Source organism: Streptacidiphilus sp. P02-A3a (assembly GCF_014084105.1).
Taxonomy (GTDB): domain Bacteria; phylum Actinomycetota; class Actinomycetes; order Streptomycetales; family Streptomycetaceae; genus Streptacidiphilus.
Genome location: NZ_CP048289.1, coordinates 4,286,665 through 4,310,397, shown reverse-complemented (window position 1 = coordinate 4,310,397; position 23,733 = coordinate 4,286,665). Strand labels below are relative to the sequence as shown.

Annotated in this window: 20 protein-coding genes and 1 pseudogene; 9 read left to right on the top strand and 12 right to left on the bottom strand. The window is 68.9% G+C overall.

Annotation, left to right across the window (positions count from 1 at the left end; all coding sequences use genetic code 11):
• The first annotated feature begins 33 nt into the window (after nt 1–33).
• A complete protein-coding gene (locus GXP74_RS18825; RefSeq protein ID WP_182452614.1) occupies nt 34–1,782 on the top strand; it encodes a glycoside hydrolase family 27 protein in 1,749 nt (582 codons plus the stop codon).
• 145 nt (nt 1,783–1,927) lie between these two features.
• Here GXP74_RS18825 and metG read toward each other — a convergent pair whose 3' ends face one another.
• The 6 genes from metG to GXP74_RS18795 form a co-directional block, all read right to left on the bottom strand.
• The gene (gene metG / locus GXP74_RS18820; protein WP_182452613.1) at nt 1,928–3,544 is read right to left on the bottom strand and encodes a methionine--tRNA ligase; all 1,617 of its coding nucleotides are present in this window, start codon (nt 3,542–3,544) and stop codon (nt 1,928–1,930) included.
• Nucleotides 3,545–3,790: 246 nt separating this feature from the next.
• Entirely contained in the window at nt 3,791–4,513 is a 723-nt protein-coding gene (locus GXP74_RS18815) for a DUF554 domain-containing protein (RefSeq protein ID WP_182452612.1), read from the bottom strand.
• Between the two features lie 5 nt (nt 4,514–4,518).
• Complete coding sequence (locus tag GXP74_RS18810; protein ID WP_182452611.1) at nt 4,519–5,673, bottom strand: pyridoxal phosphate-dependent aminotransferase; 1,155 nt, start codon at nt 5,671–5,673, stop codon at nt 4,519–4,521.
• 44 nt (nt 5,674–5,717) lie between these two features.
• Complete coding sequence (locus GXP74_RS18805; protein WP_182452610.1) at nt 5,718–6,479, bottom strand: SDR family oxidoreductase; 762 nt, start codon at nt 6,477–6,479, stop codon at nt 5,718–5,720.
• A 90-nt stretch (nt 6,480–6,569) separates the two neighbouring features.
• A complete protein-coding gene (locus tag GXP74_RS18800) occupies nt 6,570–7,670 on the bottom strand; it encodes an SIS domain-containing protein (RefSeq protein ID WP_182452609.1) in 1,101 nt (366 codons plus the stop codon).
• Between the two features lie 1,213 nt (nt 7,671–8,883).
• Complete coding sequence (locus GXP74_RS18795; RefSeq protein ID WP_182452608.1) at nt 8,884–9,795, bottom strand: hypothetical protein; 912 nt, start codon at nt 9,793–9,795, stop codon at nt 8,884–8,886.
• Nucleotides 9,796–10,380: 585 nt separating this feature from the next.
• On the opposite strand from GXP74_RS18795, the pseudogene GXP74_RS18790 reads away from it, so the two are divergent.
• Nucleotides 10,381–10,590: pseudogene (locus GXP74_RS18790) on the top strand (ricin-type beta-trefoil lectin domain protein); the annotation flags it as partial.
• 316 nt (nt 10,591–10,906) lie between these two features.
• A complete protein-coding gene (locus GXP74_RS18785; protein WP_182452606.1) occupies nt 10,907–11,209 on the top strand; it encodes a hypothetical protein in 303 nt (100 codons plus the stop codon).
• 270 nt (nt 11,210–11,479) lie between these two features.
• Here GXP74_RS18785 and GXP74_RS18780 read toward each other — a convergent pair whose 3' ends face one another.
• The 3 genes from GXP74_RS18780 to GXP74_RS18770 form a co-directional block, all read right to left on the bottom strand.
• Complete coding sequence (locus GXP74_RS18780) at nt 11,480–11,761, bottom strand: hypothetical protein (RefSeq protein ID WP_182452605.1); 282 nt, start codon at nt 11,759–11,761, stop codon at nt 11,480–11,482.
• Between the two features lie 205 nt (nt 11,762–11,966).
• Entirely contained in the window at nt 11,967–13,622 is a 1,656-nt protein-coding gene (locus tag GXP74_RS18775) for a hypothetical protein (protein WP_182452604.1), read from the bottom strand.
• Between the two features lie 30 nt (nt 13,623–13,652).
• Nucleotides 13,653–14,531 (bottom strand): hypothetical protein, encoded by an 879-nt coding sequence (locus GXP74_RS18770; protein ID WP_182452603.1) that lies wholly within the window; start codon nt 14,529–14,531, stop codon nt 13,653–13,655.
• Between the two features lie 411 nt (nt 14,532–14,942).
• On the opposite strand from GXP74_RS18770, the gene GXP74_RS18765 reads away from it, so the two are divergent.
• Nucleotides 14,943–15,509: a DUF4383 domain-containing protein gene (locus tag GXP74_RS18765; RefSeq protein ID WP_182452602.1), complete on the top strand. Its 567-nt coding sequence runs from the start codon at nt 14,943–14,945 to the stop codon at nt 15,507–15,509.
• 62 nt (nt 15,510–15,571) lie between these two features.
• On the opposite strand, the gene GXP74_RS18760 is transcribed toward GXP74_RS18765, so the two are convergent.
• Nucleotides 15,572–16,657 (bottom strand): MerR family transcriptional regulator, encoded by a 1,086-nt coding sequence (locus GXP74_RS18760; protein ID WP_370468434.1) that lies wholly within the window; start codon nt 16,655–16,657, stop codon nt 15,572–15,574.
• Nucleotides 16,658–16,897: 240 nt separating this feature from the next.
• Here GXP74_RS18760 and GXP74_RS18755 point away from each other — a divergent pair, with 240 nt between their 5' ends.
• Nucleotides 16,898–17,161, top strand: coding sequence for a hypothetical protein (locus tag GXP74_RS18755; protein ID WP_182452600.1), 264 nt, complete (start codon nt 16,898–16,900; stop codon nt 17,159–17,161).
• Between the two features lie 55 nt (nt 17,162–17,216).
• Here GXP74_RS18755 and GXP74_RS18750 read toward each other — a convergent pair whose 3' ends face one another.
• The gene (locus GXP74_RS18750; protein WP_182452599.1) at nt 17,217–17,555 is read right to left on the bottom strand and encodes a MerR family transcriptional regulator; all 339 of its coding nucleotides are present in this window, start codon (nt 17,553–17,555) and stop codon (nt 17,217–17,219) included.
• 742 nt (nt 17,556–18,297) lie between these two features.
• Here GXP74_RS18750 and GXP74_RS18745 point away from each other — a divergent pair.
• Both GXP74_RS18745 and GXP74_RS18740 read left to right on the top strand, forming a co-directional pair.
• Nucleotides 18,298–20,061, top strand: a complete 1,764-nt coding sequence (locus GXP74_RS18745; protein ID WP_182452598.1) for a SpoIIE family protein phosphatase — start codon at nt 18,298–18,300, stop codon at nt 20,059–20,061.
• Between the two features lie 85 nt (nt 20,062–20,146).
• Entirely contained in the window at nt 20,147–20,536 is a 390-nt protein-coding gene (locus GXP74_RS18740) for a hypothetical protein (RefSeq protein ID WP_182452597.1), read from the top strand.
• Here GXP74_RS18740 and GXP74_RS18735 read toward each other — a convergent pair.
• Nucleotides 20,505–21,299, bottom strand: a complete 795-nt coding sequence (locus GXP74_RS18735; RefSeq protein WP_182452596.1) for a helix-turn-helix domain-containing protein — start codon at nt 21,297–21,299, stop codon at nt 20,505–20,507. The genes GXP74_RS18740 and GXP74_RS18735 overlap by 32 nt on opposite strands.
• Before the next feature lie 231 nt (nt 21,300–21,530).
• Between GXP74_RS18735 and GXP74_RS18730 the strand changes: the two genes are divergently transcribed.
• Together GXP74_RS18730 and GXP74_RS18725 are read left to right on the top strand one after the other, a co-directional pair.
• Nucleotides 21,531–22,202: a DUF4097 family beta strand repeat-containing protein gene (locus GXP74_RS18730; protein ID WP_182452595.1), complete on the top strand. Its 672-nt coding sequence runs from the start codon at nt 21,531–21,533 to the stop codon at nt 22,200–22,202.
• Between the two features lie 283 nt (nt 22,203–22,485).
• On the top strand, nt 22,486–23,691 hold the full coding sequence (locus GXP74_RS18725) for a cytochrome P450 (RefSeq protein WP_182452594.1): 1,206 nt from the start codon (nt 22,486–22,488) through the stop codon (nt 23,689–23,691).
• Nucleotides 23,692–23,733 lie beyond the last annotated feature (42 nt).

The following is a 23,733-nucleotide window of genomic DNA, read 5'->3' as shown; positions in this document are numbered from 1 at the left end:
CCGAACCCCGAGTACATCGAGAACGGAGACACCGTGCGTTCAGGAATCCCCCGAAGAGCACGCAGGCTGGTCGCCGCGTTGGCGGCGGGCGCGGCGGCCGTCGCCGTCGTGCTGCTGCCGATGCCGCAGGCCCAGGCCGAGAGCAACGGCGTCGGCGCCACCCCGGCGCTCGGCTGGAGCAGTTGGAGCTATGTCCGGCACGACCCGACAGCCGCCGTGATCGACGCCCAGGCGGACGCGATGAAGAGCAGCGGCTTGGCGGCGGCGGGCTACCAGTACGTCAACATCGACGACTTCTGGTACCAGTGCCCGGGCAGCCAGGGTCCGGCCGTGGACCAGTACGGCCGCTGGGCCACCGACGCCACCGCGTTCCCAGCGTCCGGTTCCACCAACGGAATCGCCGTGGTCGCCTCCCATGTCCACGCCGACGGGCTGAAGTTCGGGATCTACGTCACCCCCGGCATCTCCAAGCAGGCCGTCGCCGAGAACACCCCGATCCAGGGCACCAGTTACACCGCCGACGACATCGCGACCACGACCTCCGAGAAGAACTACAACTGCGGCGGGATGGTCGGCATCGACTACAGCAAGCCGGGCGCGCAGGCGTTCATCAACTCCTGGGCGAACGAGTTCGCCTCCTGGGGCGTGGACTACGTCAAGATCGACGGCGTCGGCACCAGTGACGTCGGCGATGTCGAGGCCTGGTCGAACGCGCTCCGGCAGACCGATCGGCCGATCCACCTGGAGTTGTCCAACAGCCTCGCCATCGGCAGCGCGAGCACCTGGGCGCAGTACTCCAACGGCTGGCGCACCGGCGGCGACGTCGAGTGCTACTGCGGCAGCAACGGCAGCAGCTTCCCGCTGACCGACTGGGGCAACATCCAGAAGCGCTTCAACGAGGTCGCCGCCTGGCAGCCGGACGGCGGTCCCGGGGCGTTCAACGACTACGACTCGACCGAGGTCGGCAACGGCGCCAACGACGGACTGACCGCGCCCGAGCGGCAGTCGCAACTCAGTCTGTGGTCGATGGCCGCCTCGCCGCTGATCCTCGGCACCGACCTGACCCACCTCGACCCGACCGACCTCGGCTACCTCAAGAACAAGGCCGTACTCGCCGTGGACCAGGATGCCATCGACGCCTCCAGGATCGTCGACAACGGCAACCAGCAGGTCTTCACCAAGACCGAGCCGGACGGCAGCGTGGTCATCGGCCTGTTCAACTACTCGGGCAGCGCCAGCCAGACCGTCAGCATCAACCTGGCCGACGCCGGGATCACCGGCTCGACCACCGCCACCGACCTGTGGAGCGGCTCCTCGATCGGCACGATCAGCGGCAACTACAGCGTCAACCTCGGCCCGGGAGCGGTCCAACTGCTGCGCACCCCGCCCGGCACCAGCACCGCCACCGAGTACGTCAGCGCCGCCTCCGGCCGCTGCCTGGACGACCCCGACTCGACCACCACCCCCGGCACCCCGCAGGAGGTCTGGGACTGCCACCACGGCCCGAACCAGGAGTGGACCTCCTCGGACGGCACGCTGCGGGAACTGGGGCTCTGCCTGGACGCCTTCAACAACGGCACCGCGACCGGGACCAAGGTCGATCTGTACACCTGCAACGGTCAGACCAACCAGCAGTGGACCGTCCACTCGAACGGCACCATCACCGGGGTTCAGTCCGGCCTGTGCCTGGACGTCACCGGCGGCGGCGACAGCGCCAACGGCACCGGCGTCCAGCTCTGGACCTGCAACGGCGACAGCAACCAGAAGTGGACCAAGGCCTAGCGACATCACGGCCGTCTCCCCCGCCCGGTTCCCGCCGCGCTTTCGCGCCGCGGGAACCGCCGCTCCTGCCAGGAGAGCACAGCGACAGCAGGCTCAAAGAGCCGCAAGACACGGGTATTCACCCCACGGCGAACACCGGGACGGCTCACGCCTGTGCTGAGTCGTCCAGACGCGGGAAGAGTGCGGCGCCCTTAGTGACCGTCGCTCCGGTGGGAAGCTGGCCCCATGTGGCGGCCTCCTGGACGTGCTGGTCAGCGAGGGCGCCCAGGGATGCCTCCGCGCCGAGGGAGTCCCAGAGTTTTTGGGAACTCTCCGGCATGACGGCGTTGAGCAGGACCGCGACGGCTCGCAGGGACTCGGCTGCTGTGTAGAGGATGGTCGCGAGCCGTGCGGTGCCCTCCTCCGACTTGTCCTTGGCGACATTCCACGGCTCCTGCTCCGAAATGTAGCCGTTGACCTGCTTGATGAAGTCGAAGACAGCGAGGATGCCGCCCTGGAAGTCGAGCTTGTCGCCCATGCGGCTGTCGGCTGTCGCTACCGCCTTCAGGAGGCTGTCGTGGATGGCCTTCTCAGCCGCACCATCCGCAGTGGCCGCGGGCAGCGTCCCGTCGAAATACTTGCCGATCATGGCGGCCACGCGCGAGGCAAGGTTGCCGTAGTCGTTCGCCAGCTCGCTGGTGTACCGCGCGGAGAAGTCCTCCCAGGAGAAGGATCCGTCCTGCCCGAAGGTGATCGCACGCAGGAAGTACCAACGGTAGGCGTCCACACCGAAGTGCGAGGTGAGGTCCTGCGGCTTGATGCCGGTCAGGTTGGACTTGCTCATCTTCTCACCGCCGACCATCAGCCATCCGTGTCCGAAGATCCGGCCGGGCAACGGCAGACCCTGCGCCATCAGCATCGCCGGCCAAATCACCGCGTGGAAGCGGAGGATATCCTTGCCCACCAGGTGGACATCAGCCGGGAAGGTGGCCTCGAACTTCTCCGGGTCCTCGTTGTAGCCGGCCGCGGTGGCGTAGTTCAGCAGGGCGTCCACCCACACGTAGATGACGTGCTTCTCATCCCAGGGCACGGTGATGCCCCAGTTGAACGTCGATCGGGAGATGGAGAGGTCCTGGAGTCCCTGACGGACGAAGTTCACGACCTCGTTGCGCGCCGACTCGGGCTGGATGAAGTCGGGGTTTGCCTCGTAGTGGGCGAGCAACTTCCCGCCGAACTCGCTCAGTTTGAAGAAGTAGTTGTCCTCACTGAGGATCTCCACCGGCCGCTTGTGTACCGGGCAGAGCTTCTGGCCCGCGAACTCGGCTCCTCCGTCGAGCAGTTCGCCAGGGAGTTTGTACTCCTCGCAGCCCACGCAATAAGGACCCTCGTAGCTGCCTTTGTAGATCTGCTCCTTGTCATACAGATCCTGAACGAACTCCTGCACGCGAACGGTGTGCCTGGCCTGCGTGGTGCGAATGAAGTCGTCGTTGGCAATCTCCAGGTGCTGCCAGAGAGGCTTCCACGACTCGTTCACCAGCGTGTCGCACCACTCCTGGGGGGTGACCCCTTTCGACTCGGCTGCCCTCATGATCTTCTGGCCGTGTTCGTCCGTGCCCGTGAGGTACAGCACCCTCTCACCTCGTTGGCGGTGCCAACGGCTGAGTACATCGCCCGCAACCGTAGTGTAGGCATGACCCAGGTGAGGGGTGTCGTTGACGTAGAAAATAGGAGTAGTGACGTAGAACAAGTTCGCAGAGGAAGACTCGCACTCGCTGGGCTTCATGGCCGACAAGCCTAGACGATGTCGCATCATGATGCCCAATCCCCAACACCCGCCAACCAGTTGATCGACCGTTCCTGGGGGTCGACGGGTAATCGAGCTGAACGTGCTGCCCACGGCCGGCCCGGCATCCGATCGCGGCGTACCAGCGGGCGCCCGTGAGGAGTCCCAGGGCGGAGCCGACGCTCTGGCGATCATGCGGCTCCCAGCGTGCTGCCGCTCGCGGAAGCCGACGGTACCGATCGTGGCTCAGTGTCGTAGTGCGAGCCACACCGCCGTGATGGCCGGCCCCAGCACGATGGCAGGCAGAAGGTTGGCGACCGCGATATCCTTGATCTCCAGCAGTCGAATTCCGACGCCGAGGACGAGTATTCCGCCGATGGCAGTCATGGAGGCCACCACGGCCGGATCCATCGCTCCGCCGATAGCCGCCGCGAATGCGGTGAGGCCGCCCTGGTAGACGGCGAGCGGAAGGCTGGAGAACGCGACCCCCCAGCCAAGGCTCGACGCGAAGGCAAGGGACGCGAATCCGTCCATCAGCGACTTGACCGCGAGAATCCTGATGCTGCCGGTGATGCCGTTCTCGAATGCCCCGAGGATGGCCATGGGGCCGACGCAGAACAGCAGGGTGGCAGCCAGGAATCCCGTGAGGAATCCCGATTCCCCGCTTGCTGAGAAGCGCTTCTCGAAGATCGATCCCAGCTGCTCGATCCGGCCCTCCACGTTGAGCAGTCCGCCCGCGGCGCCACCGGCGATGAGCGCACCGAGCACGACGAACGGTGCGCCGCTGCCGATGGCCTGGGCGAAGGCGCCTTCGAATGACGAAGCGGACTGCTGTATCCCCAGCACGACAATGAACAAGCCGATTCCCGCAAGGAGCAGCTCGCGGATCCTGTTGGAGATTCGGTCACCCATCGTCGCGCCGACGGCAGTGCCCGCGACGATGCAGAGGACGTCGAGAACCGTCCCCATTCCGATCATGATGCCAGGCCTTCGCGAAGCTGCTGTGCTGCCTCGCGCAACAGGTCGTCCGGGTGCGAGAAGCACGCCCGGACATAGGGGATGCCCGGGTCGTCGAGGTAGAACGCCTCGCCCGGAATGGTCGCAACCTTCGCCTTTTCCAGGAGCAGTTCCGCGGCTTCGTGGCCGCTTCTGGCGCCGAGCCCGCTGCAATCGACAAACAGGTAGTAGGCACCCTCCGGTTTCCCCACCTTGGCGCCCGCGGCCTCGAATGCCGCGGTCAACAGCGCCCGTTTGCCGTCGTACAGGTCGCGCAGGTTCTCGTAGTAGCTCTCGGGGAAGCGCAGGGCATGACGGGCTGCCTGCTGGAGCGGAGTGGGTGCGCAGACGGTGAGGGCGTCGGCCGCACCTCGGATGGAGCGGGACAGATCCGGTGAGGCGACGGCGTAGCCGAGCCGCCAACCCGGAATGCTGTAGGTCTTCGACAGTCCGGAGATCAGGACGGTGCGCTCGGCCGCACCAGGGATGGTCGCCGGCGAGATGTGTCGGCCCGGGGAAAAGTAGATGTGCTCGTAGATCTCATCAGTGATGATCAGCAGGTCGTGCTCCTCGGCCACCGCGACCACGACTTCGAGCTCCTCGGTGGTGAACCGTCTCCCCGAGGGGTTGCCCGGGGTGCAGATCACGATGGCTCGGGTGCGTGCGGTGACCGCGGCCTGAAGCGCCTCGCGTTCCACGGTGAACGCGGGAGCTTCGAGCCGGACCGGCTGCGGGACGATCCCGAAGAAGCGCAGGCAGGCGACGTGGTAACCGTAGAAGGGCTCCAGGACGAGCACGCCGTCGCCGGGGTTCAGAAACGCCGAGAGAACGGCGTTGAAGGCGCCGGTCGCCCCGACGGTGGCGACGATCTGGCGGGACGGGTCAACGTCCAGGCCCTGGTAGCGGAGGATCTTGTCGGCTATGTCGGCCCGGAAACCGGCGTCGCCTTCCGCGTAACTGTACGAGTGGTCGATGGACGGGAAATCGTGGGCCGCAGCCTCCAGGAGTTCGACCGACGGAGGTACTCGGCACAATCCTTGGCCGAGGTTGATGCCCCCCACGGCTTCGCATCGCTGTGTCATCGCCCGGATCGGCGACTGTTCCAGGCCCTTGAGCCGGTTGGCGGTCTGCACGGGTGATCAACCTTTCGAAATGGGTCGCCGGGGGGCGGATCGAATCAGGCCGCAGTCCAACCGCCGTCCACGGCGAGCACAGCACCATGGACGTAGTCGGCGGCCTGTGACGCGAGGAAGACCGTGGCACCCACGAGGTCGTCGGGTACGCCCCAACGGCCGGCCGGGAGACGAGCGAGCAACTCGCGCTCGCGCTCTTCGTTGTCCTGCAGCGCGCGGGTGAGGTCGGTCCTGATGTAGCCCGAGGCGATGGCGTTGACGTTGACGCCGCGGTGGGCCCACTCGGTGGCCAGAGCCTTGGTCAGTTGGACCAGTCCGCCCTTGCTCACGGCATAGGCCACGACACTGCGGCCACCGGAGTACGCGAGCACGGAGGCAATGTTGACGATCTTCCCGCTGCCCTGTGCCAGCATCACCTTGCCCGCCTCGCGGCTGAGGCGGAACGCAGCACTGAGGTTGACGGCGAGTACTTCGTCCCAGTCGTCGTCCGGGTAGGACTCGGCGTCGTATCGCCTGATGATTCCGGCGCAATTGACGAGAATGTCCAATGTGCCGTGCAGGCGGACGACTTCGTCCACCAGGTCGGCGGCCTGGCCGGCGCCGGACGCATCCCAGACCACTCCCGTCGCCGGGATGCAGGCCACGCGCAGCTCGGCATCGGCCTGGGCGACCGTCTCCTTGCTGGAGCCTGTGAAGACCACCTGTGCGCCGGCTTGGACCAATCCCTCCAACAGGGCACGTCCGATACCCCGGGTGCCCCCGGTCACCAGCGCCACCTTTCCATCGAGAGAGAATATGTCCTGCATACGTCCACCATTCCGAGAGGGCTTTGGGAGAAGGACCGGGCGGCCCGTCCTGGCCGAAGGAGGGCCACCCGGTCGGACGGCTCAAAAAATTCAGACGCTCTCCTCGGCCGTGATGGTGGTGCTGTGGTACCAGGCGTTTCCGGCCGCCTCGGAGATCAGGTCGCGCGACTGGACGTCGTAGAACCGGCCCAGATCGAGAGTGATCAACTGGACCAGATTCAGCGCCCAGAAGTACTTCTCCAGGAATCCGTTGCCCCGGGCGTCGATCTTGTGCACCGTTACGTTACGGTTCTGCGGGATGTCGGCGGAGAGCAGACGGACCAGGTTGTCCATCTTTTTCTGCGTGTACTCGTCCTCCTCGCCGTCGGCGAAGAGGAGCACGCTGTGCCGGCGCGTCGGGTCGGAGAAGGTTGCGACCTCACTGTGGCAGAACTCGTGGAAATAGTTGCGCGTCGCCGGCGCCATCGCCATCTCGTTGAAGTGCATCTTCGCCAGCTTCAGCAGGCTTTCGTGCCACTTCGGGGAGCCAAGCATCACGATGTTGGCCTCCCGACTGGCTTCGGCGATCTGTCGGGCCTGTTCGCGCTGGGCCACCAGGACGTCGCCGCTCAGCACCTCGGGGAGACGGGACAGGATCTCCTCGCCGTTGCCTTCGAGAAGTCCGAGCCGGTCGAACAGGTGGAGCAGGATGGCAAAGTACTGGGTGACGTGGAAGAGCGGGTACTCGCGGTCCGGCTCGGCCAGCCGCCAGTACGCGATGGACACCCCGCGCTCACGGCCCACCTCCGCCAGCTTGCCTCCGGAGGTCAGCAGCAGGATCCGGTCATCCGCGTGCCGCAAGGCGTCGAAGGCGCGCACCGGCTCCTGGGAGTGACCGCTGTAGGAACTGATGATGATCAGCGTCGACTCGTCGTCGATGATGCTCGGCGGTAACAGGAACGGGAACTCGTAGTCATTGACGACGAAGACCTCGATCGGCGAGCCGATCTCGGCGAAGTAGCCGCGTATGATGTCCGAGACGATTGCCGAGCAGCCCATGCCGGTGAAGACGATGCGCTTGAACTGGCCGTTCTCGATTTTTGCGCGGAGTTCGGGCCTGAGATCTTCGAGTGAATACTCCTCGGGCTTCAGGAACCCGGCGAAGTACTCCTTGGCGATGAAGAGCGCGTATCGGTCGAGGCGCGGTTCCATGCTGAATCACCTCTTCTTGAGTGGATTGTCGAAGCCTTGCGCAGAAGCGTGTTTCCCGCTCAAACCCATGGCTTCGCCTGGGTGCTCCGACGGCTCGTCGCTGGATGCTTCGTAAAAATACTTGCATGTACATCGTCAGAGAATCAATCAGGTGTCCAGCCATTGAGACGGCCTTGCGATTCGCCTGTTATTTCTATTTATGTGTACGATGTAACGATCATCCACTTTTGTTAATTGCTAAATAGTGGAACATTGCAATCCGGATTTAATCGTGTCGCAATCATTGGACATGGATGCCCGTTCTGATCTTGATTTGACGTCTTGATTCGCCGTCAATCATTCTCATCCAGACTGGATCCGCCAGCCGATGAACCTCCCGCTCGACCCCCGGCCGCCGACCCAGAATCGGGCCCCGGTTTCGGCGTCGGCGCCTTGGCGGCACGCACGACCCACTCCGGCGAAGGTGCGGTGCTGTACCCGTACGGTGGCACCGGCCCGCGCACGACGGCCGGTCTGGCCACCTACGCCGGCGAAGCCTTCACCCACGACCCCGACTGCGCGGGCGCCTGCGCCCGTCACCATCCCGGTGCTCGTCGCCTGAGGCGAGCAGGACGGCGTAGCCCTGCCCCACTACGGCCAGGGCTACACCGACGCCTTCGCCAATGGACACTTCACCTGCATCCCCGGCACCGGACACTTCCCCCACATCGAGCAGTTGGGAGCCACCCTGGGCGGCCTACAGGTGTGGCCGCCGCGACCGGGTTCATGTACGACACCTACCGGCGGGCACGCACCCCTCGTCGGCTGAGAACATCCCCCGGCAGGTGGGTTCGACATGCCCTGGCGCGGGGATTCGCTGGGGGCTGACGGACACAGCCGTCTCAGCGGGAGCGGGCGGTCGGTGATCAGCTGGTGAGCCCGGCGAGGAGACTCGCGCGGAGCGCGAACTCCGGAGGCGAGTCCGGGAGGTGGCGCTGACCGGGCTCGCGGTCGCCGACGACGGCCACCGCGAGGCGACGCTGGACCTCGCGATCACCCCGCCTGGCGCGGCAGTGCTCGCGCCGCCAGACGCGGGCGCCGCCCGCCCAGGACGGCAGGCCACAACCGACCGGTCCCGCCTGCGGCCCTCCGCCTGCCCGCCGAACCACGTGCTCCGCCGACGCTCCTGGCGTCGGCGGAGCACGTTGTGCGATGCGGCTACCGCGTGACGCGGCTACTGCGTGAGCGCCGGGCTGGTGCCGGGCGCCATGGTCAGCAGGCTGGTGCCGTCCGAGTCAGGGGCGTCGGAGAAGTCCAGCAGGTCGGTGCCGGAGCCTTCCCAGGCGAGCGCGTACCCGCCGCCGGTCATGGCGGTGATCGCCGGGCTGGAGTCGGCCGCAACCGGTTGGGGGTAGTCGGTCACGCCGCTCGGGGAGTAGGTCGCCAGCGTTCCGCCGCCGGTCTGGAAGGCGACCTCCCAGGCGCCACCGGCCGTGTAGGCGATGCTCGGGCTGGTGCCGATCGCCACGGCCTGGCCGGTGTTGGTCGAGCCGGTGGAGGAGTTCCACACCCACAGGGTGCCAGCGCTGCCGACGTAGGCGATCTCCAGACTGCTGGGGAGCCCCGCGATCGCCGGGCTGGTGCCCTTCAACATGCTTATCCCGAGGTCGTAGCCGCCGGAGGCGCTCGAATACTCCCACAGGATGCCGGTGTTGGCCTGGAACGCGGCCCAGAACCCGCCCCCGTCCGCCGCCGTGATGGAGGGGTTGGTGCCCGCCATCATGCCCAGGCCGCTGTTCTTCGAACCGCTCGTGTCGGTCCACAGGGTTCCGGTGTTGGCCTGGAACACGATGCCCCAGCCGCCGCCGGCGAGGTTCGCAATGGCGGGGCTGGTGCCCGCCATCATGCCCAGCCCCAGGTTGTACGGCCCGGACGCGGACGAGGCGACGTACAGATCTCCGCTGCTGGCCTGGAAGGCGGTCCAGGAGCCACCGCCAGCGGGTTCCTCGATCGAGGGGCTGGTGCCCGCCAGCATGGTCACCGTGCTGTTGGCCGAGGCCCCGGCCGAGGTGTAGGTGCCCATCAGGCCCAGGCGCTCCTGGTACGCGGCCTGGAAGGCAGGACTGCTCGCCGCCGGACGTACCACCTGAGCGCCGGAGTGCGCGGGCAGGTCAGCGGCACGCGCCGAGGCGGCCTACGCGCAGGCGCCGCCTCCGGTCAGTACCAGGGCGACGGCCAGGACTAGTGCGGACGGGTAACGGGGGACGTGCACGAAACCACTCCTTGTTCGACAGAGAGACAGAGAGCTGTTCAGCAGGACCCACAACCACCAGGCAGAACAACCCCGGTGATCGATCCATGTCATTATGCGGGAATCCCCTCAACCCCGCTGGAAAACATCACAAGATGGCCGTCCAGGAGGGATTCCCGCACCGGCGGCCAACCCGGCCCCCGCCAACTGCCTGCCATCGAACTGAAATGACGCATCATCATCTTCTTTACGCCTCAGGCTAAGGGCTTGCAGAGGATTAACACGCGGATTTGATCTTTGAGTTGGAGTGCTGCCCGAGAGCGACGGTTCGGGTGTGGAGGGCTGCCAGCGCTCTTGGCGGAGATGTCGCGGGTGGGATGTCGGTTCCGTGTGCTTCCAGCAGTTTCCTGATCTTGTGGAAGGTGCGGTGCACCGCGCTTCTACCGCTGCCGAGGAGGACGGCGAGCGGCCCGCGGCAGCGCCGCCGACGGCACCCAGCTGCAGATGTGGACGTGCAACGCAACCGCGGCCCAGGGCTGGACCGCCCAGTCCAATGGCACCCTGCAGAACACCAAGTCAGGCCCGTGCCTGGACGCGGACGGCAGCGCCACCTCCGACGGCGGCACCGGACTCGTCATCGACACCTGCTCCACGGCCGGCACTGAGGTGTTCACCCTGCCCGCCGACTGACAACCGCGCTCCCGACTCCGCGCCGACGGCACCGCCGAACTCGCCTCCCTGGTCGGCGCCGACCCCGGCCACCTCGGCCACACGGACCGGCGGGCCAAGGACGGCCCCTTCGGCGGTCCCATCGGCCGGCAGCGCGGCCCGCCCGGGAACCGCCGGACGCAGTCGGCCCGTCCCGGACGGCTGGATCTGCCCTGTGTCGGATACCCCGACTAGGTCAAGCTGGGTGTCCGTTCACCACTCGGGAGGATTCATGAGGAATGTGTCAATCCGCGCTCTGGCCGTAGGCGTTGCCGGATTAGCCGCGGCGGGCAGCCTGGTGCTGGGTGCACCCACCGCGCAGGCCGCGACCACGGGGCACTGCACCAGCGCGCTCAGCGGCCCGGGCATCACCAGCCCCACGCTCACGCCCATCTTCTTTGCCCAGTTGAGTGCCTGCGGAGGATCCTTCACCGACCAGGGGGCGCCCTACACCTTCACCCTGGACAGCATCGCGGTCTTCTACATGAGCGGCAGCGGGATGCTCACCAGTTTCGCCTACCACAACCTCATTGCCACCTGTACGGCCGTAACCGTGAGCAACGGCGGACTCAGCGGCTCGGGCTGTGTCTACGCGGCCTGACCCACCGGTTTCCGGACCAGCCGTGGGACGTCCCCCCACGGCTGGTCCGCGACGGCACCGCACGGCAGGGCCCGGCCTCCCCTGCGGGTCGGGCACTGCCGTGCGTATGAGGAGGAACGGGGTCCGCCGCCCCCAGTCGATCACCTGGTCACCCGTTGACGGTGATGCGGGTGACCGGTCGGACCCGTCCGGGCCCATGGTCCTGTCCCGAGAGCGTACAGACCCGACCCTTGCGCCTGGTGCGGGCTGTCGGCAGGTCGGCAGGTCGGCTCAGTAGATGATGTCGACCTGCGTGGCGCGCACGGTCTCCGGCCACGGACACTCCAGATCGGTGCGCCCGCTGCCGTAGAACCAGCTGGAGTACTGGGTGTCGCCCCAGGTGCACGACACGTGGAGCCGCCAGTGGCTGGACCCGGTGACGCCGGTGCAGGAACCCCACGCCCAGTCCGTCGTGCCGCTGTCGACCCCGCTGTAGCACGCCCCGACCGCCGCGGAGGCCGGCTGCGTGATGGTCAGCGGGAGCGCTGCCGCCGCGGCCGCCGTGACGGCCACCGCAAGAGCACGCCCCCGCAGCCACCTCCTGGCCGGGCGGCGCCCCCGTGTGGCGGCCACCGTGCCGTGTGCCTTGTTCGCAATCACAGAGGATCTCCTCGATTGGAGTGGGTGCCCCGGCGTCGTCGGCCGAGCGTCTGCTCCTGTTGTAGGGGTGGCACTGCCCCGAGAGGTGACGGCGACGGTCTATCGGCGACGGTGACGGTCAATTCGGTCGCGTGGCCGAGCCCGGATCCGGCCACCGGGCGGCCAGGTCGCGTGCGGCCAGCAGCGGGAGGGAGGCGACCACCTTGATGTCACTGGACAGGAGTACGGCGGCCTGCTCCCGGAAGGCGTCCAGGTACCAGTCGGCCCCGGCGCCGGTGGCGGCGAGAGTACCGGCGGCGAGCTCCAGCGCGGCGAGGTTGTCCCCCAGCGCCCGGCTCAGGCGGTCCGCGTCACCGCGCGGAAGCGACGGCATCGTCTTGAGCAGCACCGCGACCGACCGCTCGCGGATCCGCAGCATCGGAGCCGCGTCGCCGGGAACCACCGGCAGGGCGACGGTCAGCTGGTCCGCGCCGGCGGTGATGTTGTCAACGAACTTCTCCCGGGCCTCCTGTGTCCGGTGCCGGTCGTAGATCTGCCAGGCCCACTGGAGCTGTGCCGCTGTGGCACGGGTACCGCTGAGCGCCGCGCCCAGGCGGTTGACCACTCGGCGATCCGCGCGGTGGACGAAGGAGTCGAGCATCCCGGTGAGCACCTCGTCGCTTTCGGCGTCGGGAGTGCGGGAGATCCAGGCCCGAAGTTGGGCGCGCAGTCGCAGGAGGCCCGTTTCCAGCTCCCGGTACCACTCCTGACGTACCGCTTGCCCGTACCAGGCCGGGTCCTGTGGATCGATCCGCACCGCGATCTCCTTGGCAACGTGGGTGACAGCTATCACGTTGAAGGCCAGGACGGCCTCGCGCCGGACGGGGTCGCAGTAGTCACCGCGTATCAGGAACGGGTTGAGTCCCTCGTGCGCGTCGTCGTCCCATCGGGCCCGAACGGTGCGCGGGCGCCCGGTCGGTTCGAGCCGGGACGGGCTCAAATGGCTGCCTTGGAGCAGCTCTTCGACGGCCACAATGGCTTCGTGGTGCGTGAAGGTGAGCTCGTGGCGCTCCGGGAGCGCGCCGCGGACCGCCGTGCCGGTCGTGCCGGGACCGGCCGGGACGTCGAGCACGTACCCGCGCTTGCTGCCGGGATGCGGATCGCTGTCGGAACCTGCGTGGAAGACGTAGTGGCCCTGGAACACCACGTGCGGATAGAGGACCGCCAGCATCTCCTGGATGCTGCCCTTGTATCCGGTGTCCACCACGAGGACCTTCCCCCGGGAGGAGTCGAGATCGATACCGGACAGGGTGAGATAGCGGCGTAGCTCGTCCCAGGCCGCGTGGCGCGCGGGCCCTGGCGCTCGCTTGCGGTAGGGCCCGATGTGTCGCACGTCGGTGCCGGATTCCTCCATTCCGGCCACGGCCGCGTCAACGAGCGCCCGTGTCAGGTAGAGGTTGTGGCAGTGGCCGCCGAAGAACTCGGGGTCGATCACCGAGATGACGTTGCCGAGCGAGAAGGAGTCCCGGCCGGCGAAGATGATCCGGGTTCGTTCATCGGCCTCGACCGCGGCACGCAGGCTCGGCAGCATGTCCACCGCGGCCTTGACCATCAGCGGCGCCAGGTAGTGCTTGGCACACCGGTAGGTTGCCAGCAGGCTTTCGGCGGCCGACCGGGTCTCGATGCCGAAGGCGCCGAAGAAGATGCCGAGGAACAGCGGCCGCAGGCCGAAGTCGGCGGATGAGATGGTCAGTAGCGGGTTGAACAGGCGGTCGTCGTCGGTCAGTCGCTCCATTGAGGTCTCCCAGGCTGTCGGCCGGGTGGTCTAGCCGCTGTTGATGGCCAGGAGGACGACGCCGACCACGGAGACGGCCAGGTGGATGGCCACCCACAACTGGTGCAGTCGAAGGCGGTACAGCAGCGGGTAGCGCGCCGAATGCTCTTCTCGTGCGCCGCGCCAGCCGCTCTCTATGCCCAGGGTCGGTCGCAGCAGGCTCAACTGCCGCCGGAGGGCTTGGGCCTCTGTCATGTGCATCTGGTGGCGCTCGTAGTACTTGTGGCAGGTGGCTGCTCCGAAGACCCCGAAAGCGATCACCACGCCGGAGAACAGGTCCCTCAGCGCGGCCGTCGGATCGACGACGCTTCCGGTGGCCGACGCCGCACAGATCAGCACCACGATCGCACTCGTGATGGCGCGGTGGTTCTCGCACTGCCGGGCCTGTGCCCGCTGCTCACGCCACAGGTGCAGGACGATGGAGACGTCGGATTCCCTGGTGGCGTCACCATCAGGCGGTGCGGCACCCGGTGCTCCGGGCTGCTGGGAGGCGGACTGTCCGATACACGGAGGCGGAAGGGCGCCCGCTGGGGCGGGGCACTCCCCGGCGGCTGGGGGCGAGTGCGGGAGCAACGGCACCTCCGTCACCGTCGGTGAGGTGGCCGAGCCGCCTGTCCGCTCGGCACGGTTGAGATCGCGCAGCTGCTCCCAGCGGACCAGCCACCGCGCCGGTTCTCCCCCGCACGCCTCGACATATGCCCTGACGGTGTCCCAGTTGGGTAAGTGGTCCCCTCCGGCGGCTTCGGCGAGTGCGGTGCGTGACCGGCCTGTCCGGCGGGACATCTGCAGGTATTTGGGGGAGCCCGCCTGCTCCCGCAGGCGGCGCAGGTCGGAAGCAAAATCGGCGAGCGGGCTCGGCGTCGAATCCAAGGACCGCTCCGGCCGTGCCATCGCCTACCTCACCGTCGCAGCAGCCAAGTTCCCCTGATAATAACCACTATGGTCGGCTCGTCGGCGACAACCCGACCCGGGGACGCACCCTGTCCCGCGCGAACACCCGGCTCTGGCCGGTGAGCTGCGGATTCTCCGATCCCGGCGGCTGCGGCCGCGCCGGGGCGGGTGGTACCGCATCAGTGGCCAGCGCGGCCTCGGCCACCACGATCACGGACGTCGTCGGCAGCGGGGACGTCACCGGCGGTGACGGCGCTCGCCCGGGTGCCGTGGTCGGCGCCAGAGCGGGAAACGGTGCACGACTGAGGCGACCGGCACGCCAGAAGGCCCAGCCGTTCACTGGGAGGACGGCGGACCGCCCGGTCTGCCCACGTCACCCAGGAGTTCTCCATGGACCTGAGCAAGGACCTGCCTGTGGACCACAGACTCGCAAACGTCTACCGCTACGGCGCGGGACTGAGCGGCCTGGCACTGCTGTGTTTCGGCGCTCTGGGCTTCGCCAACCAACTGAGCTTCTTCGGCACGAGCGGCACCAGCATCGCGGGCCTGTCCAGCAACGGTGCCCTCAGCCTGATCTCGGTGGTCTTCGGACTGCTGCTGGCCGCAGGCGCGGTCGCGGGCGGGAACCTGGCCTCTGTCATCAACATGGTGGTCGGTGCCCTGTTCATCCTCAGCGGCTTCGCCAACCTGGCCCTGCTGCGGACTTCAGCCAACATCCTGGGCTTCCGGATGCCCAACGTACTCTTCAGCTTCGCCATGGGCCTGGTGATCCTCACCTTCGGCATGTACGGGCGGGTCAGCGGAGGGCTGCCTGCCGACAACCCGTACTGGCGCCGCAAGCACCCAGAAGCCGCACGTCGCCTGGCCGCTCTTGGATCGGCCTCCCCTCGCCCCAGCAGCGCGGCCTTCACCGGGCAGTCCCCGGTCAGCGGCGACCTGCCCGAACGCTCGTCCTGACCTCGCCTCGCCGGTCCGCCCGGATCGTGCGCCTCCCGGAGCGGGCATGTGGAGGGTGAGGTTCAGCCGGTCAGCAGTTGTTCCAGCAGGTCCACGGCTCCGCGCAGATCGGAGGGGCGCACCGCACCCTGCGGGGACGGGGCGCCGGCCCAACCGGGCCCCGCCGCCAGGACGACAGGTCGGACGTGCCATCCGCGGCCGCCCCATACGCTCTCGACCACGCGCCGGACGAGCGCCGGGTCGCTGGTCCGCCGGGTCTGGGACCAGAGCACGACGGCAGCGGGTCCGGTGCGGCGTACCGCGTCCAGCAGCGCCTGCGGGGGGACCGCCGGGCCGAACATCCGAAACGGCAGTCCCCGTTCGGCAAGGGCGGCGGCAACGGCCTCCAGCGGCAGGGTGTGCAGTTCCGCGGGCATACCGGCGAGCAGCACGGGCGGACCGTCCAGGACTGTTCCCGGAGGGTCCGCGACACGGCGCAGCGCGCTGGACACGTGCCAGGACAGCAGGTGCTCGACCTCGACGTAGCGTTCCCCGTCGGCTGCCCATCTGCGACCGGCGGCGCGCAGCGCCGGCATCATCACCTCGGTCCAGGCTGTGACCGGTCCCAGGTCGTCGACCACCTCGCGCAGCATCCGCGCCGCCTCGGCGGAGTCGAGCCGCATCGCGGCCCGGGCCAGCCCTCGGCACTCGGGCCGGACCGGGCCGAGCGCCATCGCGTCGCCGCGGCGGCGGGTCCTCGGGCCGACGACGCCTCCCGTTCGCTCGGGGTCCTCGGCGGTCCGCGCCGGGCCCAGCGGCTGCTCCTGCTCCGCCCGGGGTTCCAGCGTCCAGCGCGGCGAGGACCGCGGCGAGCGACCGGCGTCCGCGGGCGGGTCCGGGGCGGAGGCTCGGGCGGCCCGAGCCGCCTCAGCGGGCGGCACACCTCGTGCTGTCAGTCGGCACATGGCCTCAAGGACGGCGATGTCCTGCGGGCTCCATCGCCGGTGGCGTCCGGCCTCCCGGTGAGCGGGCCCGATGCCGTAGCGGCGTTCCCAGGATCGGATCGTGGTCGGCGACACGCCCAGTCGTCGGGCCACCCCGCCCGTGGCGAGGCTCGCCTCGGCGGGCAGTTGCGGCCACCGCGCGGCTGGTTCGGCGGGTTCGGGCACGATGCGGAGCATACGGCGACCGCGCCGACCGGCTGGCTTCGGCACACTGGCCGGGCCCCGCAGGCTTCACATCCGATGTCCGACCAGGCCCGTCGAGAAGAAGCCCACGTCGCCAAGCTCTGCGTCGCCAAGCTCTGCGCAAACGATGCGAGTGCGTGCTGATGCCTCATATGGGAGAGCCTCGACCTATCAGGGCAAAAGCCGCACCGCGGATTCCCTGCACGACGAAAGGACCGCACCATGACCCTCGTGCGAAAGCTCCATGAAGCGGGACTCACCAGCGAGCACGCCTACGCCGCCGCCTTCGGCTCCATCGGCTTGTCGCTGGTCAGCTGGCTGGCATCACTGAAGGCAGAACGTGCCGGGGTGGAGCGCGCGGACCGCTGGGGCATCTTCGTCGGTGAATGGGCACCGACGTTCTTCGGCCTCGGCCTCGCGCTCTCCACCTACGAACGGGACGAGCCGACCGCAACCAGCAACGGCACTCCCCGGTTCGGGGAGTAGCAGCACAGGTCCCGCTGACGGACAGGCCGGATCGGTGGGCTGCCGTCCGAGCTGCTCAGGCCGTCCCCGTCGGGTCGGTCGGTTCGGCGGCGCGGCGGTATTCGGCGTTGATGCGCTGGGCTTCTTCGAGCTGGTCTTCGAGGATGACGATGCGGCAGGCGGCCTCGATCGGGGTTCCCTGGTCGACCAGTTCCCGGGCCCGGGCGGCGATGCGCAGCTGGTAGCGGGAGTAGCGGCGGTGGCCGCCGGCCGAGCGCAGCGGGGTGATCAGGCGGGCTTCGCCGATGGCGCGCAGGAAGCCCTGGGTGGTGCCGAGCATCTCGGCGGCCCGGCCCATCGTGTAGGCGGGGTAGTCGTCGTCGTCGAGACGGCCGTAGGAGTCGCCTGCTGTCATCTGTACCTCTCTTTTGGAACGCGTGGAGGGGCCCGGGTGCCATGTGGCACCCGGGCCCCGAAGGAACTGCTACACCATCTGCCGACCCTGGAACTGCGTCGGCCCTCTGTTTCCGCATACCCGCCCGGGGGATGGGGGGCGATGCGGGGATCGCGGTTGCTTGACCTCAGACCACCTCGCTATCGATGTCCTGCGGTACCCGGGCTCACGACACTGCCCGGGCGATCCTGATGGCGCCTGGTTCCTCCGTTCTTCCTCTGGGACGGATCAATCACTTACCAATCAATCACTTACCAAGCCGCGTACCGCACATGCGGGTCCTGCTCCTGCGGTCCTGCTGGTGGCGGCCCCTGACTACTGCGGGCCACCCGGTCCGGTCGTCAGTCCCGTCGCCGTCCTGCGCCAACCCTGGCTCCGGTACTCCACCACCGCACCGCCCTGCGCTTGCGGTACTGCTGCCCGGCAGTTCGTTTCTGCCGGGCCCTGCTGTCTCTCTGGGCTACGAGTGAAACCATAACCGCCCCGCCATCCAATATCTACTCCAGCCACCATAGATTTGCGCTTGTCCGGCAGAGAGGTAATCGAGCCCGACCGCGTGCTCGACGGCGTTGACGACCGTGTCGCACTCCGCGTCAATCCTTGGGCGGCGACGGGGTAGGGGCTGTGCTGTGACACAGCGCCCCCGGGGCCTTGGATGAGAAGGGTGGGAAGGCACATGGGCATGGAAGACATGACCGATGCGATGGCACCCAGTCTTTTGCGGGCATCGGGCCTGTCAGCGGCGCCGGACGCGGACATGGAGCGCTTCGCCCGCCTGACCACCCGCATCCTCGGCGTCCCGGCCGCACTGATAGCGCTGCGGGAAGCAGCGGACCTGGTCTTCCCCGCCGTGATCGGACCGGCCACCGGGCTCGACCCGCTTGCCCGGCGGGCTTCAACGGCCCGGACGCTGAGCCAGCAGGTAGTGGCCTCGGCCGGCCCGATCCTCATGGGTGACACCCGCCGCAGCGACCTTGCCGGGGACCGTTCCGGTGACGCGGTGGCGGCCTACGCCGGCATGCCGCTGACCGACGCCGAAGGCGGCATCCTGGGAGTGCTGTGCGCGATCGACACCACCGCGCGCCCCTGGACCCCCGAGCAACGCGGCGACCTCGCGGATCTGGCGGCGGCGTGCTCGGCCGAGCTGCGGCTGCGGATCGCCTCCCAACGCGCCACCGGCGCCCAGTACCGCGCCCAGTCGCAGACCCACCAGGTGCGCCGAGACCTCAACAGCGCGGAGCTCCTGCTGCGTGCCGCCGAGGAGCTGACAGCCAGCGCGACGGTGGACCAGGTGCACACCCGGGCGCGGAACCTGATCAGGAGCAACCTCAAGCCGTCCTACATCGGCCTGCTGCTCCTGGAAGGCAGCGAGCTGCACCGCCTGCCCGACCCCGACACCGCGTACCCCCGCGATTCGGCCGAGCGCATGGACCGTAGCGCCGGGTTCGCCGCCTCGCGGGCGCTGCGCGAGTGCCGCATGGTCACCGTCCCCGACCGGGCCCACCTCCAGCGGCACTACAGCCCCGCGGCCCTGGCCGCGTTCGACGCCCTCGCCATCGCCTCCGCGACCTGCCTGCCGCTGATCGCGGCGCACGGCCCGGTCGGCGTCCTGGTCCTGGGCTGGGACAACGCCCACGTGGTGGGCCTGGACGAGGCAGCGATACTGACCACGATCGCCGGCTACATCGCCCAGGCGGTGGAGCGCGCGGTCTTCCTCGACGCCCGCGTCCACGTCGCCCACCAGCTCCAGCAGGCCATGCTCACCGACCTGCCCACCCTGCCCGGCATGGACATCGCCGCCCTCTACCGCCCCGCCAGCACCGATGACATGGTCGGCGGCGACTGGTACGACGCCTTCCCTCTGCCCCACCCCCACGCCGACCGCGCCCCCGGGGTCGCCATCACCGTCGGCGACATCACCGGACACGACATCCATGCCGCCACCCTGATGGGACAGGTCCGCAGCATGCTGCGCCAAGCCGTCCTGATCAAGAACGGCAAAGGACCCGCCTCAGCGCTGGCCGCCCTGGAATACGCCTGCCGCATCCTGCCGCTGGCCGCCTCCGGCACCCTGGTCCACGCCCACATCCACCACGAGAACAGCCAGTGGACCATGACCTGGACCAACGCCGGACACCCCCCTCCCCTCCTGCTGCACCCCAGCGGCCAGGTCACCCGGCTGACCGACCACGGCCGTCTGCTCCACCACACCCTGCCCGCCAGCACGCGCCACGACCACCAGGTCGTACTGGAACCGGGAGCCACCCTCCTGCTCTACACCGACGGACTGATCGAACGGGCCGGCCACGACCTGGACGCCGCCATCGACCGCACCGCCGCCCTCCTTGCGGCCGGCGCGTCCATGCCGCTGCCCGCCCTCCTGGAGCACCTGGCCGACCAGGTCGCCGACCAGCAGACCAGCGACGACACCGTCCTACTCGCCCTCCGCATCCCCACGGCAGACTGACGACCGGCCGGTGAGGCTGCGACGGGCACAGCGGGTAGGAGGTACAAGAGGTGGACCGGTGGTCCACCCAACGGGAAGGCACCATGTGAGCAGCCCCGCCGCACCGAGCACCCCGAGCACCCCACCTCCCGAGGACGCGGTGGTGGAACGGTTCGCCGAGTCGGGCGCAACCCATTGGAACCACGACGGCACGACCACGCTCGTGCTCGAAGGCACTCTCGACCGCAGGATCGAGGACTGCATCGGCGCCGTCACCCGCAGCGCCCGCCACGCGCAACTCCCGCTGGTGGTCGACCTGTCCGCCGTCGCCCACGTCACCGTCGACATCCTCGCCCTGCTCTTGGACGCCCACGCCGATCCTGGCCTGACCTTCGTCCGGCCCCTCCCGCCCTCCTTCCTCGCCCTGTTGGAGATGACCGGCACCAGCACCGCCTTCGCCCCACTCACCGCCGACGCGCGTCCGGGGAGCCGGTGATCGCTCCCGAAGCCCCGGGCTGCTGGAGCGGGTTGCTGCTGCCCGGGGTCGGCTCGGGCTTGGTGTGGAGGATTTCTCGGACCTGCTCGGCGGCGCGGAGGATGCTCTCGCTGACGAAGTCGCTGAAGCGGGCGATGTTCTCCAGGCGGGCGGCGGCCGGGGTGTCGCGGCCGAGGACGCTGACGCCCTGCCGCGCGGTCTCGGCGACCTGGGCGACACCGCGGGCGCTCGCGATCGTCGACTGGTACCAGACGTCGTCGTCGACGAAGTAGCGCTCGCGGCGGCGCTCGTCACGTTCCCGGCGGATCAGGCCCAGATCGCTCAGCAGCGCGACCGCCTTGGACACGGACGCCGGGCTGACCTGGAGGTGCTGCACCAGCTCGGACGCGGTGACGCTGCCCGCGTCGGAGATGAACAGGCAGGTCAGCACCCGCGCCGTCATCTTGGGCAGGCCCTGCTGCATCAGCAGCGTGGTGAACGTCTCCTCGTACTCGCGCACGGCCTCGTCGTCTCGTCCGTAGCCCTGCGCGGGCGCCCCCGGCTCGCGGGGCGCGGTGGACCTGCGCCGGTGCGCACGGCGTTCGGTGGCGCGGTGGGCCAGGTCGGCGCGGTAGGCGGTGGGGCCGCCGTTGCGCATCACCTCGCGCGTGATCGTCGAGGTGGGGCGGTCCAGGCGTCGGGCGACCTCCGCGTACGCGAGGCCGTCGGCCAGCCCCAGCGCGATCTGCTGACGCTCCTGCTGAGTAAGTCTGCCTCCCGGCACCGTGCTCTCCCTTCGTTTCCTCCCCGATGCCGTCAGCGTAGCGTTCAAGCGCACCCCAATGCAACGAGCAGGGCTTCCGTCATTGCGTTAGATTTACGCCAGTTGCAATGAAAAATAGGCTTTCACCTGCATGAACAGCCATCCGATGCAACTTTCTCATTGCTCGATCCATGAACGCAACGTAGTGTTTCTTCCATCGGAAACAACGAGCAGCGAACCCCGGAGAGCATCATGCAGAAGTTCCAGTCCCCCGCCGCGATCCGCACCGTGCTGGACGTCGCCGCCGGGCGGATCCAGGTCATCGCCGCCGACCGGGCGGACACCACGGTCGAGGTCCGGCCCGCCGACCCGGCCAGGAGCCGCGACGTGAGGGCGGCCGAGCGGACCACGGTCGAGTTCACCGACGGTGTGCTGCGGATCCGCACCGCCGAGCCCGGGAACCAGTGCTTCGGCCCCTCCGGCGCGCTGGAGGTCACCGTCCAACTGCCCGCCGGATCCCGGGTCGAGGCCAGGAGCGCCACCGCCGAGTTCCGCGGCGTCGGCCGCCTGGGCGACGTCCTGGTCGAGGGCGCCTACCGCCAGATCAAGATCGACGAGACCGCCGCGTTGCAACTGACCGCGGTCGACGGCAGCGTCGAGGTCGGCCGCCTGGGCGGCCCCGCCCGGATCACCACCGCCCGCGGCGACATCCGGATCACCGAGGCCACCCACGGCACCGTCGTACTGAAGACCCAGAGCGGCGACGTGACCATCGGCGCCGCCCCCGGCACCTCCGCCTCCCTGGACGCCGGAACCGGCCACGGCCGGATCCACAACGCCCTGATGAACACCGAGGGCGCCAACCCCGCCCTGGCCATCCACGCCACCACCGGCCACGGCGACATCACCGCCCGCAGCCTGTGACCAAGGAGCCGACCGGCAACACCGCGGCCGCGACGCACCTCCCCGGCCCGCGCGCCGGGAGCAACAGGCGTCACATGCCTTACCGAGAAGCCCCGCCGCACCCGGCCGGTTCTCCGGCGGGTCCCGGCGGGGCCGGGCGGGCGACCGGCGGGGTGAATCGGCGGCGCGACCGGGTGCCCGCAGGCATGCCCGGGCGCGCGGACGGGTACCGGTGGCAGGTCCGCCACACACCACCGCCGTCCACCACCGCCGCCCACCGCCGCCCTACCCGTGAGGTGTCCGCATGCCCAACGGCCCCGCCGCACGCCACTGCCCGTTCGACTTCGCCGACGCCCTGGAATTCGACCCCGCCCTCCGGGAACTGATGGCCGAGGGCCCGGTGACCCGGATCCGACTGCCGTACGGGCAGGACGAAGCCTGGCTGGTCACCGGCTACGACGACGTGCGCACCGTCACCACCGACCGGCGCTTCAGCCGCCACGCCATCGTCGGCCGCGACTTCCCCCGGATGACGCCGGAGCCGATCGTCCAGGACGAGGCCATCAACCTGATGGACCCGCCCGCGAGCAACCGGCTGCGCGCCCTGGTGTCCAAGGCCTTCGCCCGCGACCTGCTGGAGCACGCGCGCACCCGCACCCGGCTGGCCACCGACGCGCTGCTGGACGCCATGGCCGCCCAGGGCCCCGGCGCTGACCTGGTGGAACACCTCGCCGGTCCGCTGCCGCTCACAGTGATCTGCGAGGTGCTGGACATCCCCGAGGGCGACCGGGCCACCCTGCGCGGCCACGCCCGCACCATGATGGACACCACGCCCGAGGGCAGGGCCGCCGCCGTCCGGGCCAAGGCCGACATGCGGGCCTACTTCGCCACCTTGACCGCGCAGCGCCGCCGCGCCCCCGGTCCGGACCTGATCAGCGCCCTGGCCACGGCCCGCGACGGCGACCAGACGCTGGACCCGGACGAGCTGACCGTGATGGCCATGGTGCTGCTGATCACCGGGCAGGACACCACCACGTACCAGATCGCGAACCTCGCCTACGCCCTGCTCACCCGCCCGGACCAGCTGGCCCTGCTGCGGGCCCGACCCGACCAGTTGGCGCCGGTCGTCAACGAGCTGCTGCGGCTGATCCCCTTCCGCAAGGGTGTGGGCATCCCCCGCATCGCCACCGAGGACGTCCAACTCGGCGGGGTGACCATCAACGCGGGCGACACCGTCCACGTCTCCTACCTCACCGCCAACCGCGACCCGGACACCTTCCACCGTCCCGACGAGTTGGACCTGGAGCGGCCCGGGCCCGCCCACATGACCTTCGGCTGGGGCGCCCACCACTGCCTGGGCGCGCCGCTGGCCTCCATCGAGCTGCACACCGCGCTCGACGCGCTGCTCAGCCGCTTTCCCCGGCTGGCGCTGGCCCGGCCCGCCCAGGAGATCCGCTGGAACACCACCTCGATCTGGCGCCACCCGCTGGAACTGCCCGTCACCTGGTGAAACGCACCTCGGACCGGCGGCCCGGCCGAGGTGCGCGGAGGC